11 protein-coding genes and 1 tRNA gene are annotated in these 15559 nt (G+C 63.0%); 6 read left to right on the forward strand and 6 right to left on the reverse strand.

Features of this window, described 5'->3' with window-relative positions; genetic code table 11:
• Positions 1-97: 97 nt before the first annotated feature.
• The 6 genes from PSPA7_RS16540 to fabI are packed head-to-tail and all read left to right on the forward strand — an operon-like array spanning position 98 to position 8314.
• Entirely contained in the window at positions 98-1927 is a 1830-nt protein-coding gene (locus PSPA7_RS16540) for an extracellular solute-binding protein (protein WP_003153584.1), read from the forward strand.
• Positions 1924-3771, forward strand: a complete 1848-nt coding sequence (locus PSPA7_RS16545; RefSeq protein WP_012076166.1) for an extracellular solute-binding protein — start codon at positions 1924-1926, stop codon at positions 3769-3771. The genes PSPA7_RS16540 and PSPA7_RS16545 overlap by 4 nt, the downstream gene beginning before the upstream one ends.
• Positions 3772-3777: 6 nt before the next feature.
• Positions 3778-4860, forward strand: a complete 1083-nt coding sequence (locus PSPA7_RS16550) for a microcin C ABC transporter permease YejB (protein WP_003153588.1) — start codon at positions 3778-3780, stop codon at positions 4858-4860.
• Between the two features lie 4 nt (positions 4861-4864).
• Complete coding sequence (locus PSPA7_RS16555; protein WP_012076167.1) at positions 4865-5884, forward strand: ABC transporter permease; 1020 nt, start codon at positions 4865-4867, stop codon at positions 5882-5884.
• 1 nt (position 5885) lies between these two features.
• Positions 5886-7499 (forward strand): ABC transporter ATP-binding protein, encoded by a 1614-nt coding sequence (locus tag PSPA7_RS16560; protein ID WP_012076168.1) that lies wholly within the window; start codon positions 5886-5888, stop codon positions 7497-7499.
• A 17-nt stretch (positions 7500-7516) separates the two neighbouring features.
• Entirely contained in the window at positions 7517-8314 is a 798-nt protein-coding gene (gene fabI / locus PSPA7_RS16565) for an enoyl-ACP reductase FabI (RefSeq protein WP_012076169.1), read from the forward strand.
• A 99-nt stretch (positions 8315-8413) separates the two neighbouring features.
• Here the strand turns inward: fabI and PSPA7_RS16570 are convergent, their stop codons facing one another.
• From PSPA7_RS16570 to clpP, 6 genes are all read right to left on the reverse strand, one after another.
• On the reverse strand, positions 8414-10279 hold the full coding sequence (locus PSPA7_RS16570) for a SurA N-terminal domain-containing protein (protein WP_012076170.1): 1866 nt from the start codon (positions 10277-10279) through the stop codon (positions 8414-8416).
• Positions 10280-10382: 103 nt separating this feature from the next.
• A tRNA-Asp gene (locus PSPA7_RS16575) sits at positions 10383-10459 on the reverse strand.
• A 51-nt stretch (positions 10460-10510) separates the two neighbouring features.
• Positions 10511-10783, reverse strand: coding sequence for a nucleoid-associated protein HU-beta (gene hupB / locus PSPA7_RS16580; protein WP_003087931.1), 273 nt, complete (start codon positions 10781-10783; stop codon positions 10511-10513).
• 135 nt (positions 10784-10918) lie between these two features.
• Positions 10919-13315 carry an endopeptidase La gene (lon, locus tag PSPA7_RS16585; protein ID WP_012076171.1) on the reverse strand — a complete coding sequence of 799 codons (2397 nt, stop codon included), beginning with the start codon at positions 13313-13315 and terminating at the stop codon, positions 10919-10921.
• A gap of 131 nt (positions 13316-13446) precedes the next feature.
• Complete coding sequence (gene clpX, locus PSPA7_RS16590; protein ID WP_003087924.1) at positions 13447-14727, reverse strand: ATP-dependent Clp protease ATP-binding subunit ClpX; 1281 nt, start codon at positions 14725-14727, stop codon at positions 13447-13449.
• Positions 14728-14831: 104 nt separating this feature from the next.
• Complete coding sequence (gene clpP, locus PSPA7_RS16595) at positions 14832-15473, reverse strand: ATP-dependent Clp endopeptidase proteolytic subunit ClpP (protein WP_003153591.1); 642 nt, start codon at positions 15471-15473, stop codon at positions 14832-14834.
• Between the last annotated feature and the right edge of the window lie 86 nt (positions 15474-15559).

A 15559-nucleotide genomic window follows, 5' to 3' on the forward strand; every position in this document is an offset into this window, starting at 1 on the left:
AGGACCGGCGCGCCCTCTTTTTTCCTGTGCGAGCAAGGTGTTACTGTTGCCGGACGATTCGTTGTCAAAAATAGCCAAGGACCCGGATACACGCCTGATGCGTCGCCTCTCCTTCCTGATCCTCGGCCTGGCCGCAAGCCTGCCCGGCTTCGCCGCGATTACCCAGAGCCATGGTTATGCCCAGTTCGGCACGCTCAAGTATCCGGCCAACTTCCAGCATTTCGACTGGACCAATCCCGACGCTCCCAAGGGCGGCACCCTGCGCCTGATGGCCTCGGGCAGCTTCGACACGCTCAACCCCTACACCCTGAAAGGCACCAGTCCGATCGGCACCGGCGATTTCCTGCAGTACGGCGTCAACGAGCTGAACGAGCCGCTGATGGTCGGCACCGGCCTGTACGATCCCTCCGGCGACGAGGCGGCCTCCAGCTATGGCCTGATCGCCAAGAGCGTGGAATACGCGGAAAACCGCAGCTGGGTGGTATTCAACCTGCGCCCGGAGGCACGCTTCCACGACGGCAGGCCGATCACCGCCAGCGACGTGGCCTTTTCCTACCGCACCCTGGTCAAGCAGGGACATCCGATGTACCGCACCTATCTGCAGGAGGTGAAACGGGTCGACATCCTTAACCCCCACCGGGTACGTTTCGTCCTGCGGCGTTCCGGCAACCCGCTGTTGATCCTGCGCCTCGGCGAGCTTCCGGTCCTGCCACAGCACTACTGGAAGGATCGCGACTTCCGTGCCACCACCTTCACACCTCCGCTGGGCAGCGGTCCCTACCGTGTCGTCGAGGTCGATCCCGGCCGGCGCCTGGTATTCGAACGGGTCAAGGACTGGTGGGGGGAAAAGTTGCCGGTAAACCGCGGCAAGTACAACTTCGACCGGGTCGTGGTGGATTTCTACCGGGACAACGGAGTCGCCTTCGAAGCCTTCAAGGCCGGCGAGTTCGATTTCTATATCGAGCACCAGGCGAAGAACTGGCTGAACAACTACCGCTTTCCCGCCGTCCTGCGCGGCGAAGTGATCCGCACGGAAATCCCGCACCAGATACCCAGCCAGACCCAGGCGCTGTTCATGAACACCCGCCGCGCCGTATTCAAGGAACGCGCGCTGCGCCAGGCGCTGGGCGAGATGTTCGACTTCGAATGGACCAACCGTGCCCTCTTCAGCAATTCCTACCTGCGCTCGCTCAGCTACTACCCGAACAGCGAATTCGCCGCCCGCGGTGTTCCCGAAGGCCAGGAATGGCTATACCTGTCGCCGTACCGCAAGCAGTTGCCGGCGCAGTTGTTCAAGCAGCCTTTCAGCCTGCCGACCACCGAGGGGCGCGGCATTCCCCGTGAAACCCTCAGGCATGCGCTCGGTCTACTGGCCGAAGCCGGCTGGAAGCTGTCCGGCGACCGACTGCTGAATAAGAAGGGCGAACCGCTGCGTTTCGAAATCCTGCTGGTCAATCCGAGCCTGGAGCGGATTCTCCAGCCCTACCGCGAAAACCTCGCCAGCATCGGTATCGACGCGCGCCTGCGTACCGTCGACCGCGCCCAGTACAAGCAGCGCCTGGACCAGTTCGACTACGACATGATCCTCATGACCCTGCCGCAGACCCTGAGCCCCGGGCTGGAGCAGTGGCAGTACTTCCACTCCAGCCAGGCGAAGGTCAAGGGCAGCAAGAACTACGCGGGGATCGCCAACCCGGTGGTCGACGCGATGCTCAACCGCCTGCTCGGCGCCCACAGCCGCGACGAGCAGGTCGCCGCCGCCCGCGCCCTGGACCGAACCTTGCTCTGGCAGTACTACAGCATTCCCAACTGGTACCTCAATTCGCACCGCCTGGCGTACCGCAACCGTTTCGCCTTCGTCACCACCCCGCCCTACACCCTGGGCCTGCGCGCGTGGTGGCAGAAAAACCTGGAGACGTCCCGATGATCCGTCCCCGCTTCACCCCCCTTCTGGCAGCCCTGCTGTTCGGCTGCTGCGGCCCCCTTCTCGCCGCACCGAAGCACGCACTCACGCTCTACGACGAAGCCCCCAAGTACCCCGCCGACTTCAAGCACTTCGACTACGTCAATCCGGACGCGCCGAAGGGCGGCATCCTCCGCCAGGCCGACTTCGGCGGCTTCGACAGCCTCAACCCGTTCATCGGCAAGGGCGTTTCCGCACCTTCGCTGGGCCTGATCTACGACACCCTGGCCTTCCAGTCGCAGGACGAGCCCTTCACTGAGTACGGCCTGCTCGCCGAGAAGATCGAGAAGGCCCCGGACAACAGCTACGTGCGCTTCTACCTGCGTCCCCAGGCACGCTTCAACGACGGCACGCCGGTGACGGCCGAGGACGTGGTGTTCACCTTCGAGACCCTGGTGAGCAAGGGCGACCCGATGTACCGCAACTATTACGCGGATGTCGACAAGGTGGTCGCCGAAGACAAGCTGCGCGTGCGCTTCGACTTCAAGCACGCCGGCAACCGCGAATTGCCGCTGATCCTCGGGCAGATCGCGATCCTGCCGAAACACTGGTGGGCCGACCGCGACTTTTCCAAGACCGGCATGGAAATCCCGGTAGGCAGCGGTCCCTACCGCATCGCCAAGGTCGATCCGGGACGCTCCATCAGCTACGAGCGGGTCAAGGACTGGTGGGCCAAGGACCTTCCGGTCTCCCGCGGACTCTATAACTTCGACACCATCACCATCGACTCCTATCGCGACATGTCGGTCGCCCTGGAAGCCTTCAAGGCCGGTCAGTACGACGTCAACCTGGAATACTCGGCGAAGGACTGGGCCACCGGCTACGAGTCGCCGGCGCTGCGCGACGGGCGCTTCGTCAAGGCCAGCATCCACAATTACAACCCGGTCGGCATGCAGGGCTTCGCCTTCAATATCCGCCGCCCGGTGTTCCAGGACCGCCGGGTACGCCAGGCGATCAGCCTGTTGTTCGACTTCGAATGGTCGAACAAGCAGCTGTTCTTCAGCTCCTACAAGCGCACCAACAGCTATTTCGAGAACTCGGAGATGGCCGCCCACCAGTTGCCCAGCGAAGCCGAGCTGAAGATCCTCGAACCGCTGCGCGGCAAGATTCCCGACGAAGCCTTCGACCAGGTCTTCCAGAACCCGGTCAACGATGGCAGCGGGGTGATCCGCGAGCAGCGGCGCAAGGCCTACCGGTTGCTCACCGAAGCCGGCTACAGGATCGAGAACAACCGCATGGTGGGTCCCGACGGACAACCGCTGACCTTCGAGTTCATGCTGTTCCAGGCCAACATGGAACGGGTCATCCTGCCGTTCAAGCGTAACCTGGCCGAACTTGGCATCGACATGCAGATCCGCCGCGTCGACGTCTCGCAGTTCGTCAACCGCCTGCGCTCGCGGGATTTCGACATGACCTCGGCGACCTGGCCGCAATCCAACTCGCCGGGCAACGAGCAGCGCGAGTTCTGGCATTCCAGCAGCGCCGACAAGGCCGGCAGCCGCAACTTCATCGGCCTCAAGGATCCGGCCATCGACAGCCTGGTGGACAGCCTGATCCAGTCCGACTCGCGGCAGAGCCTGATCGACCATACCCGCGCCCTCGACCGGGTATTGCTATGGGGCTACTACGTGGTGCCGAACTACTACGTCGACACCTGGCGGGTCGCGTACTGGAACCGCTTCGGCCGGCCCAAGGTCACCCCGCTCTACGACTGGGGCCTGATGACCTGGTGGCAGACCAGCGACAAGGCGCTGCCGAGCAAGCCGCAAGCCGAAGCCGCGCAAGACGCCGCGCCGGAACGGGAGTAACGCCGCATGCTCTCCTACATCCTGCGGCGCCTGCTGCTGATCGTCCCGACCCTGTTCGGCATCCTGCTGATCAACTTCATCATCATCCAGGCCGCTCCCGGTGGCCCGGTGGAACAGATGATCGCCAAGCTGGAAGGCTTCGACGCCGCTTCCGGCGGCGCCACCGGACGCATCTCCGGCGGCGGCGGCGAAGTCGCCGTGGCCGGCTCGCAGTACCGCGGCGCGCAAGGCCTGGACCCTGAGCTGGTGAAAGAGATCGAGCGCATGTACGGCTTCGACAAGTCGGCGCCCGAGCGCTTCATGATCATGCTGAAGAACTACCTGCACCTGGATTTCGGGCAGAGCTTCTTCCGCGACGCCAAGGTCACCGACCTGATCATCGAGAAACTGCCGGTGTCGATCTCGCTCGGCCTCTGGAGCACACTGATCATGTACCTGGTGTCGATCCCGCTGGGGATAGCCAAGGCGGTTCGCCACGGTAGCCTGTTCGATATCTGGACCAGCTCGGCGATCATCGTCGGCTACGCCATCCCCGCCTTCCTCTTCGCCATCCTGCTGGTGGTGCTGTTCGCCGGCGGCAGCTACTGGGACTGGTTCCCGCTGCGCGGCCTGACCTCGAACAACTTCGACCAGCTCAGCCTCGGCGGCAAGGTTCTCGATTATTTCTGGCACCTGGCATTGCCGGTAACCGCCCTGGTGATCGGCAACTTCGCCACCATCACGCTGCTGACCAAGAACAGCTTCCTCGACGAGATCGGCAAGCAATACGTGGTCACCGCCCGCGCCAAGGGCCTGACCGAACGCCGCGTGCTCTACGGTCACGTATTCCGCAACGCCATGCTACTGGTGATCGCCGGCCTGCCGGCTGCGCTGCTGGGGATCTTCTTCACCGGCTCGCTGTTGATCGAGGTGATCTTCTCCCTCGACGGCCTCGGCCTGCTCAGCTTCGAAGCGGCGATGAACCGCGACTACCCGGTGGTCTTCGGCACGCTGTTCATCTTCACCCTGTTCGGGCTGGTCATGAAGCTGATCAGCGATATCGTCTACACCCTGGTCGATCCGCGCATCGACTTCGAGAACCGGGAGTAATCCGATGCGCCTGTCTCCCATCAACCAGCGCCGCTGGGCCCGCTTCAAGAGCAACAAGCGTGGCTGGTGGTCGCTCTGGCTGTTCCTCATCCTGTTCGTCGGCAGCCTCGGCGCCGAACTGATCGCCAACGACAAACCGCTGGTCGTGCATTACGACGGCGGCTGGTACTTCCCGGTCTTCAAACGCTACCCGGAAACCACCTTCGGCGGCGAATTCCCCCTGGAAGCCAACTACAAGAGCCCCTACATCAGCCAACTGATCGCCGAGAAGGACGGCTGGGTGCTTTGGCCACCGATCCCCTACAGCTACGACACCATCAACTACGAGCTGAAGGTTCCCGCTCCCGCCCCGCCGTCGGCGGAAAACTGGCTGGGCACCGACGACCAGGCCCGCGACGTGCTCGCCCGGGTGATCTACGGCTTCCGCGTGTCGATCCTCTTCGCCCTGACCCTGACCGTGCTCAGCTCGCTGATCGGCGTCATCGTCGGCGCCCTGCAAGGCTACTACGGCGGCTGGGTCGACCTGCTCGGCCAGCGTTTCCTGGAAGTCTGGTCGGGGCTGCCGGTGCTCTACCTGCTGATCATCCTGGCCAGTTTCGTCCAGCCGAACTTCTGGTGGCTGCTGGGCATCATGCTGCTGTTCTCCTGGATGAGCCTGGTGGATGTGGTCCGCGCCGAGTTCCTTCGCGGCCGCAACCTCGAATATGTACGCGCCGCCCGGGCCCTGGGCATGCGCAACAGCGCCATCATGTTCCGCCACATCCTGCCGAACGCGATGATCTCGACCCTGACCTTCATGCCATTCATCCTCACTGGCGCCATCGGCACCCTCACCTCGCTGGACTTCCTCGGCTTCGGCCTGCCGCCCGGCGCGCCCTCCCTCGGCGAGCTGGTGGCCCAGGGCAAATCCAACCTGCAGGCGCCCTGGCTGGGCATCTCCGCCTTCGTGGTGCTGGCGGTGATGCTGAGCCTGCTGGTGTTCATCGGCGAAGCCGCCCGCGACGCGTTCGACCCGAGGAAATGAGATGAGCGAGAACATTCTGGAAATCCGCGACCTCGCCGTCGAGTTCACCTCCGGCGAACAACGCCAGCGCGTGGTCGAAGGCGTCAGCTTCGATATCCGCCAGGGCGAGACCCTGGCGCTGGTCGGCGAAAGCGGCTCGGGCAAGTCGGTGACCGCCCACTCGATCCTGCGCCTGCTGCCCTACCCCATCGCCAGCCATCCCACGGGCAGCATCCACTATCAGGGCGAGGACCTGCTGAAACTGCCGGAACGGCGCCTGCGCGGCATTCGCGGCAATCGCATCGCCATGGTCTTCCAGGAGCCCATGACCTCTCTCAACCCGCTGCACACCATCGAGAAGCAACTGGCCGAGGTCCTGGCACTGCACAAGGGGCTGAGCGGCGCCAGGGCCGCCGCGAGGATTCTCGAACTGCTCGAACTGGTCGGCATCCCGGAACCGGCCAGGCGCCTGAAGGCCTACCCGCACGAACTCTCCGGCGGCCAGCGGCAGCGGGTGATGATCGCCATGGCCCTGGCCTGCGAGCCACAATTGCTGATCGCCGACGAGCCGACCACGGCGCTGGACGTCACCGTCCAGTTGAAGATCCTCGACCTGCTCAAGGAGCTGCAGGCACGCCTGGGCATGTCCCTGCTGCTGATCACCCACGATCTCAACCTGGTCCGCCGCATCGCCCACCGCGTCTGCGTCATGCAGCGCGGCCGGATCGTCGAGCAGGCCTCCTGCACGGAGCTTTTCGAAGCCCCGCGGCATCCCTACACCCGCGAATTGCTGAATGCCGAACCCAGCGGCGGCCCGGCGGTCAATCCACCCGGCGACACCCTGCTGGCGGTGGACGACCTGCGGGTCTGGTTCCCGATTCGCAAAGGCGTGTTCCGCCGCACCGTGGATCATGTGAAGGCGGTGGACGGGGTCAATTTCGAATTGCCCCGCGGGCAGACCCTGGGCATTGTCGGCGAGAGCGGCTCGGGCAAGTCGACCCTGGGCCTGGCTATCCTCCGGCTACTGGAAAGCCAGGGTGGCATCCGCTTCGAAGGCAGGCGCCTGGATGGCCTGTCGCAGCACGAAGTGCGTCCCCTGCGCCGGGAGATGCAGGTGGTGTTCCAGGACCCGTACGGCAGCCTCAGCCCGCGCATGTGCGTCGGCGAGATCGTTGGCGAGGGCCTGCGTATCCACGGCATCGGCAGCGAAGCCGAACAGGAGCAGGCGATCATCGACGCGCTGGTGGAGGTCGGGCTCGACCCACAGACCCGTTATCGCTACCCCCACGAGTTCTCCGGGGGCCAGCGCCAGCGTATCGCCATCGCCCGGGCGCTGGTACTGAAACCGGCGCTGATCCTGCTCGACGAACCCACCTCGGCGCTCGACCGCACCGTCCAGCGCCAGGTCGTCGAGCTGCTCCGGCACTTGCAGGGCAAGTACAACCTCACCTACCTGTTCATCAGCCACGACCTCGCGGTGGTCAAGGCCCTCAGCCACCAGTTGATGGTGGTGCGGCACGGCAAGGTGGTCGAACAGGGCAGCGCCGAGCAGGTCTTCGCCTCGCCGCAGCACGCGTACACGCAACAATTGCTGGAAGCGGCCTTCATGGCCCCGGCAACCGTGGAAACCGAATAGCAGACGAGGACCGTAGAATGGGATTTCTCACCGGAAAGCGCGCCCTGATCGTAGGCGTCGCCAGCAAGCTTTCCATCGCCTCCGGCATCGCCGCCGCCATGCATCGCGAAGGCGCCGAACTGGCCTTTACCTACCAGAACGACAAGCTCAAGGGCCGCGTGGAGGAGTTCGCCAGCGGCTGGGGCTCGGGGCCGCAGTTGTGCTTTCCCTGCGACGTGGCCGACGATGGCCAGATCGAAGCGGTGTTCACCGCCCTGGGCAAGCACTGGGATGGCCTGGACATCATCGTGCACTCGGTCGGCTTCGCGCCAGGCGATCAGCTCGATGGAGACTTCACTGCGGTGACCACCCGCGATGGCTTCCGCATCGCCCACGACATCAGCGCCTACAGCTTCATCGCCCTGGCCAGAGCCGGTCGGGAAATGATGAAAGGCCGCAACGGCAGCCTGCTGACCCTCTCCTACCTGGGGGCCGAGCGGACCATGCCGAACTACAACGTGATGGGTATGGCCAAGGCCAGCCTGGAGGCTGGTGTGCGCTACCTGGCCGGCAGCCTCGGACCGGAAGGAACCCGGGTCAACGCGGTCTCCGCCGGACCGATCCGCACCCTGGCGGCCTCCGGGATCAGGAACTTCCGCAAGATGCTCGCCGCCAACGAACGGCAGACACCGCTGCGGCGCAACGTCACCATCGAGGAAGTCGGCAACGCCGGCGCGTTCCTCTGCTCGGACCTGGCCAGCGGAATCAGCGGCGAGATTCTCTATGTCGATGGCGGCTTCAATACCACCGCCATGGGGCCGCTGGGCGACGACTAGGTGTCCTGCGCCTAGCGAAAGAGGCCGCTCCGCGCGGCCTTTTTCATGTCTCGGAAACAGGAAAGGCCGCTTGCGCGGCCTCTCCTGTCGACTTCGGTCTCAGTATTTCTCGACTTCGGCCTTGTCCTGCAACTGGCGACGGAAGGCGGCGAAATCTTCCTGGCCGCTACGCGACGCCAGGAAGCGGCGGTACATGGCCTTCTCATCGTCGGAGATAGCCTGCTCCGGCTCGCTGACGCCATTCAGACGGATCACCACGTAGTCGCCGTTGGCCAGGGTCACGCCGGAGAACGACGGCTTGTCCTTGGCTTCCGGACGCTGCATGCGGAACACGGTCTGCAACAGCTTCGGATCGATGCCCTCCTGGCCCCGGGAAGCGGCTTCGACCACTTTCCAGGCTTCGCCCGGCTTAGACGGCGCACGCCCTTCGCGCAACTCGGCGATCAGCGCCTCGCCCTGCTTCTTCGCCGCCTCGGCGGCCTTCTCGGCGGCCAGGCGGTCGCGGATGCCCGCGGCGACCTGTTCCAGAGGCTGCTCCTTGGGCTTGTTGTGCTCCTTGACCCGCAGGACCACCACGGTGTCCGGATCCAGCTCGATCGCGCCGCTGTTGGCAGCCTCTTCCAGCACTTCGGTGCTGAATGCAGCCTGCACTATCTGGCGGTTGGCGGCGATGCCATCGCCACCCGAGCGGCCGAACGGCTGGCTGGTCTGCACCTTCAGCCCCATCTCCTGCGCCGGCTGGCTCAGATCCGCAGCTTCGTAGGCGGAACTTTCGAGGTCCTTGGTGGCCTCGACGAAACGCTGTTCGACCATCTGTTTCTTCAGCTCGTCCTCGAGCTTAGGCTTGAGGCTTTCCAGGCTCGGAACCTCCGGTGCCTGTACGCCCAGCAGCTTGATCAGGTGGTAGCCATACGGGGTTTTCACCGGCGCCGACACCTCGCCCTGCTTCAGTGCGTACAGGGCTTCCTCGAAGGCCGGGTCGTAAACGCCACGTCCGGCATAGCCAAGGTCGCCGCCGGTGGCGGCCGAACCGATGTCCTGGGAGAACTCCTTGGCCAGCGCGGCGAAATCCTCGCCCTTGGCCAGGCGCGCCTTGATCTCGTCGATCTTCGCCCTGGCCTGTTCATCACTGGTCTTGTCATTCACTTCGATCAGGATGTGCGCGGCGTCGCGCTGCTCGGAGAGGTTGGCGATCTCCTTCTGGTACAGCGCATCGAGATCTTCCTGCTTCACCTTGACCTGGTCGAAGAAGGAAGACTTCTTCAGCTCCACGTACTCGACGACCACTTGCTCGGGAGTCATGAATTCGCTCTTGTGGCCCTCATAGAAAGCCTTCACCTCGTCCTCGGCCACGCTGCTCTTGGACGCATCGGCCTTGACCGCAAGGGTGGCGAAGTCGCGGGTCTGCCGCTCCAGGCGGGCGAAGGACTGCAGTTCGTTGTCGGTGACGAAGCCGGTACCCGCCAGGCCGGCACGGAGCTGGCCGATGAGCATTTCCTGGCCGAGCATCTGGCGGAACTGCAGGCGGCTGTAGTTCATCTGACGGATGACCTGGTCGAAGCGGTCCGCATTGAACTTGCCATCCACCTGGAACTCGGGCGTTTGCAGGATCAGTTGGTCCAGAGCCTGGTCGGAGAAGGCGAACTTGTCGTCCTTGGCGGCCTGGAGCAACAGGGTGCGCTCGATCAGGCCCTTCAGGGCCGCTTCCTTGAGCAGCTTGTCATCCAGCATGGATGGGTCGAAATCCTTGCCCAGGCGCTGCAGCAGCTGGCGGCGCTGCATGTCCACGGCCTGTTGGACTTCGTTGAGGCTGATGTCGTCACCGTTGACCTTGGCGGCCACGTTGGAATGGTCGGTAGCCCGGATGATGGCGTCGAAGCCGGTCAGCGACAGGAGAACGATGATCACGCCAATGATGGTCTTGGCGATCCAGCCCTGGGAATTATCCCTGATGTTCTGCAGCATGCAGCCCCCAAAAACTGCCACGACCAGCCGTCTGGGGCGGCGCGGCGTGGGTAAGAGATGCGGATATAAGAAAGGCGCATCCGAGGATGCGCCTTCTCGTAACTGGCGGAGCGGACGGGACTCGAACCCGCGACCCCCGGCGTGACAGGCCGGTATTCTAACCGACTGAACTACCGCTCCGCAGCCAGGCCAGCCTTGGCCAACCTGGGTAGAACTAGTCCAAAAAGACGCTTAGTTGACAGCATCCTTCAGGGCTTTACCGGCCTTGAAGCCCGGGATCTTGGCAGCGGCGATCTTGATCGGCTTGCCAGTTTGCGGGTTGCGACCGGTGCGAGCAGCGCGCTCTTTGACAGCGAAGGTGCCGAAACCAACCAGCACGACGGAGTCACCAGCCTTCAGGGCGCCAGTGACGGACTCGATCACTGCGTCCAGTGCGCGACCGGCAACAGCTTTCGGGATATCAGCAGATGCGGCAATTGCATCGATCAGTTCCGACTTGTTCACTCTAAGTCCCCTTATTTCTGTTGAGTATGTTTCTATGTGTTAGGTGTAAGGAAATTCTGTGCTGGTAGGCCAACTGACTCAGCAAGTGCCGCTTTATAACAAGGGCCCAAAAACAGTGTCAAGAATACCTACCGACTAATGCGTGCTAATTCGCTCCTTGGAATCAGGCTCGCGTTTATCATCCTTTGCAACCATCTCCGGAGCCGCATCGGGCAAGGGCTCCGGGGCGTATTGCAGCGCAATTTGCAGGACTTCGTCAATCCATTTAACCGGTTTAATAACCAGATCACTCTTAATATTGTCCGGAATTTCCTTCAGGTCGCGAACATTTTCCTCGGGAATGATCACGGTCTTGATGCCGCCACGGTGCGCCGCCAAAAGTTTTTCTTTCAGCCCACCGATCGCCAGCACCTGTCCCCGCAGGGTGATCTCCCCTGTCATCGCCACGTCGGCACGCACCGGAATCTGCGTGATCGCCGAGACCAGAGCGGTGCACATGCCGATCCCGGCGCTCGGTCCATCCTTCGGCGTGGCGCCCTCGGGCACGTGGATGTGGATGTCGCGCTTCTCGTGGAAATCCGCCGCGATCCCCAGGCTCTGGGCGCGGCTGCGCACCACGGTGAGGGCCGCAGTGATCGACTCCGCCATCACATCGCCCAGCGAACCGGTCTTGGTCAACTGGCCCTTGCCGGGAACCACGGCCGCCTCGATGGTCAGCAGCTCGCCACCGACCTGGGTCCAGGCCAGGCCGGTCACCTGGCCGATCTGGTCCTGCTGCTCGGCCAGCCCGTAGCGGAACTTGCGCACACCCAGGTAGTTCTCCAGGGCCTCGGTGGTGACCAGCGCCTGGATACGCTTCAGCTTGGCATGTTCCTTCACCGCCTTGCGGCAGACCTTGGCGATCTGTCGCTCGAGGCTGCGCACGCCGGCCTCGCGGGTGTAGTAACGAATGATGTCGCGAAGGGCCGCCTCCTCGAAGGTCAGCTCACCCTTCTTCAGGCCGTTGGCCTGGACCTGCTTGGGAATCAGGTACTTGGAGGCGATATTGACTTTCTCGTCCTCGGTGTAGCCCGGCAGGCGGATGACCTCCATCCGATCCAGCAACGGCGCCGGGATGTTCATGGAGTTCGCCGTGCAGAGGAACATCACGTCGGACAGGTCGTAGTCGACTTCCAGGTAATGGTCGTTGAAGTTGTGGTTCTGCTCCGGATCGAGCACCTCGAGCAGGGCCGACGCGGGGTCGCCGCGCATGTCGCTGCCCATCTTGTCGATCTCGTCGAGGAGGAACAACGGGTTGCGCACACCGACCTTGGTCATTTTCTGGATCAGACGCCCCGGCATCGAGCCGATGTAGGTGCGGCGGTGGCCACGAATCTCGGCCTCGTCGCGCACACCGCCAAGCGCCATGCGGACGAACTTGCGGTTGGTGGCGCGGGCGATGGACTCGGCCAGGGAGGTCTTGCCCACCCCGGGCGGGCCGACCAGGCAAAGGACCGGCCCCTTGAGCTTCTTCACCCGCTTCTGCACGGCGAGATACTCGAGAATGCGCTCCTTCACTTCCTCCAGGCCATAGTGATCGGCGTCGAGGATATCCTCGGCCTTGGCGAGGTCATGGCGCACCTTGCTCTCGGCCTTCCACGGCACATTCAGCAGCCAGTCGATGTAGGAGCGGACCACGGTGGCCTCCGCCGACATCGGCGACATCTGCTTGAGCTTGTTCAGCTCGGCGGTAGCCTTGGTGTGCGCTTCCTTGGTAAGGCCGGCGTTGTCGATGCGCTTCTTCAGCTCCTCGACCTCGTTATGCCCCTCATCGATGTCGCCCAGTTCCTTCTGAATGGCCTTCATCTGCTCATTCAGGTAGTACTCGCGCTGACTGCGCTCCATCTGCTTCTTGACGCGGCCGCGGATGCGCTTTTCCACCTGCAGCAGGTCGATCTCGGCATCCAGCAGGGCCAGGACGTGCTCGACCCGCGATGGCAGGTCGGTGATTTCCAGAATGTCCTGCTTCTGCTCGATCTTCAGCGCCATGTGCGCCGCCATGGTATCGACCAGCCGGCTGGGCTCGTCGATGCTGTTCAGCGAGGAAAGCACCTCGGCCGGGACCTTCTTGCCCAGCTGGACATATTGCTCGAACTGGCTCAACAGGCTGCGGGTGAAGACTTCGGCCTCGCGCTCGCCGACCTCGGCGTCGTCGACGACCTGGACCGCGGCACGGATGTGCCCCTCTTCCTCGATGAAGCGCTCGACCTGGCCGCGCTGCTCGCCCTCGACCAGCACCTTGACGGTGCCGTCCGGAAGCTTGAGCAGTTGCAGCACGGTCGCGACCGTGCCCATGCGATACAGGCCATCCTCGCCGGGATCGTCGTCAGCGGGGTTCTTCTGCGCCAGCAGGAGAATCTGCTTGTCGCCGGTCATCGCCGCCTCGAGGGCCTCGATGGACTTTTCCCGCCCGACGAACAACGGGATGACCATGTGCGGGTACACCACCACGTCACGTAGCGGCAGCAAGGGCAATTCGACGAGTGTTTTCATAATGTCGGCTCTACAGCGGCACTTGGCCACGAAACAGATAGGAAGATCTTTCAGCCTAAGATGGGGTTAGGCCCGGGAAAAAACAAGCGTGGCAGTCGGAAAAGAAAAGGGGCCCGAAGGCCCCTGCTCTGTCATGCCTCAGGCGCAGCCTTGGCTGGCTTTTCGCTGTTCTCGTAGATCATCAGGGGTTGCGACGAACCATCGATGACACTCTCATCGATGACCACCTTGCTGACATCCTGCTGGGAGGGAATCTCGTACATGGTATCCAGAAGAATACCTTCGAGAATCGAACGCAAGCCGCGTGCGCCGGTCTTGCGCTCGAGCGCCTTGCGGGCCACGGCCTTGAGGGCGTCCGGGCGGAACTCGAGATCGACGCCTTCCATCTCGAACAGCTTGGCGTATTGCTTGGTGAGCGCGTTCTTCGGCTCGGTGAGTATCTGCATCAGGGCAGCCTCGTCGAGTTCGTCGAGCGTGGCGATTACCGGCAAACGGCCGACAAACTCCGGGATCAGGCCGAACTTGACCAGATCCTCCGGCTCGACCTCCTTGAACGCCTCGCCGACCTTCTTGCCCATTTCCTGGCTGCGCACCTCGGCATTGAAGCCGATGCCGCCGCGCGCGGAACGGTTCTGGATGACCCGCTCCAGGCCGGCGAAAGCGCCGCCGCAGATGAACAGGATGTTACGCGTATCGACTTGCAGGAATTCCTGCTGCGGATGCTTGCGGCCACCTTGCGGCGGCACCGAGGCGACAGTGCCCTCGATAAGCTTCAGCAAGGCCTGCTGCACACCCTCGCCGGAGACGTCGCGAGTGATGGAAGGGTTATCCGACTTGCGGGAAATCTTGTCGATCTCGTCGATGTAGACGATACCCATCTGGGCCTTTTCCACATCGTAGTCGCATTTCTGCAGGAGTTTCTGGATGATGTTCTCGACATCCTCACCCACATAGCCGGCTTCCGTCAGCGTGGTCGCGTCGGCGATGGTGAACGGCACGTTCAGCAGGCGCGCGAGGGTCTCGGCCAGCAGGGTCTTGCCCGAGCCGGTTGGGCCGATCATCAGAATGTTGCTCTTGCCGAGCTCGATATCGTCCTTCTTGTCACGCTGGTTGAGGCGCTTGTAGTGGTTGTACACCGCTACCGCCAGAACCTTCTTCGCCCGCTCCTGCCCGATCACGTACTGATCGAGGATGGTGCGGATCTCTTTCGGCGCCGGAAGTTTGTGCCCACTACTTTCCGCCTGCGCTTCCTGCACCTCCTCGCGGATGATGTCATTGCACAGGTCGACACACTCGTCGCAGATAAAGACCGAGGGGCCGGCAATCAACTTGCGCACTTCGTGCTGGCTCTTGCCGCAGAAGGAGCAATACAGCAGCTTGCCGTTGTCCTCGCCGTTGCGGGTATCAGTCATTCGATCGATCCAATGGGTAGCTTCAAACACAAGATGAAGGCAATTGTGGGCATTTTCAAGCCCACGAGGCGGCCGAATGTCACGGCCGCCAGCATTGCGGAGCCTTAGACGGCCTGGTCGCGCTGGGTCATGACCTTGTCGATCAGGCCATACTTGACGGCTTCGTCACCGCTCATGAAGCGATCACGATCGGTGTCGCGGGCGATGACGTCCAGCGGTTGGCCGGTATGGTGCGCCAGAACCTGGTTCAGACGTTCCTTGATGAAGAGGATTTCCTTGGCATGGATCTCGATATCCGAGGCCTGGCCCTGGAAACCGCCCAGCGGCTGGTGGATCATCATCCGCGAATGCGGCAGGCAGTAACGCTTGCCCGCGGCGCCACCGGCCAGCAGCAAGGCACCCATGCTGCACGCCTGGCCGATACAGGTGGTCGACACGTTCGGCTTGATGAACTGCATGGTGTCGTAGATCGACATCCCGGCGGTCACCGAGCCACCCGGCGAGTTGATGTACAGGTGGATATCCTTCTCGGGGTTCTCGGCTTCCAGGAACAGCAACTGGGCAACCACCAGGTTGGCCATGTAGTCCTCGACCTGGCCGACCAGGAAGATGATCCGCTCCTTCAGCAGGCGGGAATAGATGTCGTAGGCGCGCTCACCGCGGGCGGACTGCTCCACCACCATGGGCACCAGGCCACCGGCGGCCTGGATATCGGGAACGTGCGGAATAAAAGAGTTGCGAGACATGTCTAGCGATCACTCCCTAACAGATAGTGAAGCCTCAAAGACGCACAAGCCAGCACTAAGGCTGGCTTGTGGGATTCGAACGAGAG

The organism is Pseudomonas paraeruginosa PA7 (assembly GCF_000017205.1).
In the GTDB taxonomy this organism is placed as follows: Bacteria; Pseudomonadota; Gammaproteobacteria; order Pseudomonadales; family Pseudomonadaceae; genus Pseudomonas; species Pseudomonas paraeruginosa.

Excerpts from the sequence above, each read along its gene's own strand:
- PSPA7_RS16540 (WP_003153584.1), top strand. The coding sequence starts at position 98 with ATGCGTCGCCTCTCCTTCCTGATCCTCGGCCTGGCCGCAAGCCTGCCC.
- fabI (WP_012076169.1), top strand. The coding sequence starts at position 7,517 with ATGGGATTTCTCACCGGAAAGCGCGCCCTGATCGTAGGCGTCGCCAGC.
- lon (WP_012076171.1), bottom strand. The coding sequence starts at position 13,315 with ATGAAAACACTCGTCGAATTGCCCTTGCTGCCGCTACGTGACGTGGTG.
- PSPA7_RS16545 (WP_012076166.1), top strand. The coding sequence starts at position 1,924 with ATGATCCGTCCCCGCTTCACCCCCCTTCTGGCAGCCCTGCTGTTCGGC.
- PSPA7_RS16560 (WP_012076168.1), top strand. The coding sequence starts at position 5,886 with ATGAGCGAGAACATTCTGGAAATCCGCGACCTCGCCGTCGAGTTCACC.
- PSPA7_RS16570 (WP_012076170.1), bottom strand. The coding sequence starts at position 10,279 with ATGCTGCAGAACATCAGGGATAATTCCCAGGGCTGGATCGCCAAGACC.
- clpX (WP_003087924.1), bottom strand. The coding sequence starts at position 14,727 with ATGACTGATACCCGCAACGGCGAGGACAACGGCAAGCTGCTGTATTGC.
- PSPA7_RS16550 (WP_003153588.1), top strand. The coding sequence starts at position 3,778 with ATGCTCTCCTACATCCTGCGGCGCCTGCTGCTGATCGTCCCGACCCTG.
- PSPA7_RS16555 (WP_012076167.1), top strand. The coding sequence starts at position 4,865 with ATGCGCCTGTCTCCCATCAACCAGCGCCGCTGGGCCCGCTTCAAGAGC.
- clpP (WP_003153591.1), bottom strand. The coding sequence starts at position 15,473 with ATGTCTCGCAACTCTTTTATTCCGCACGTTCCCGATATCCAGGCCGCC.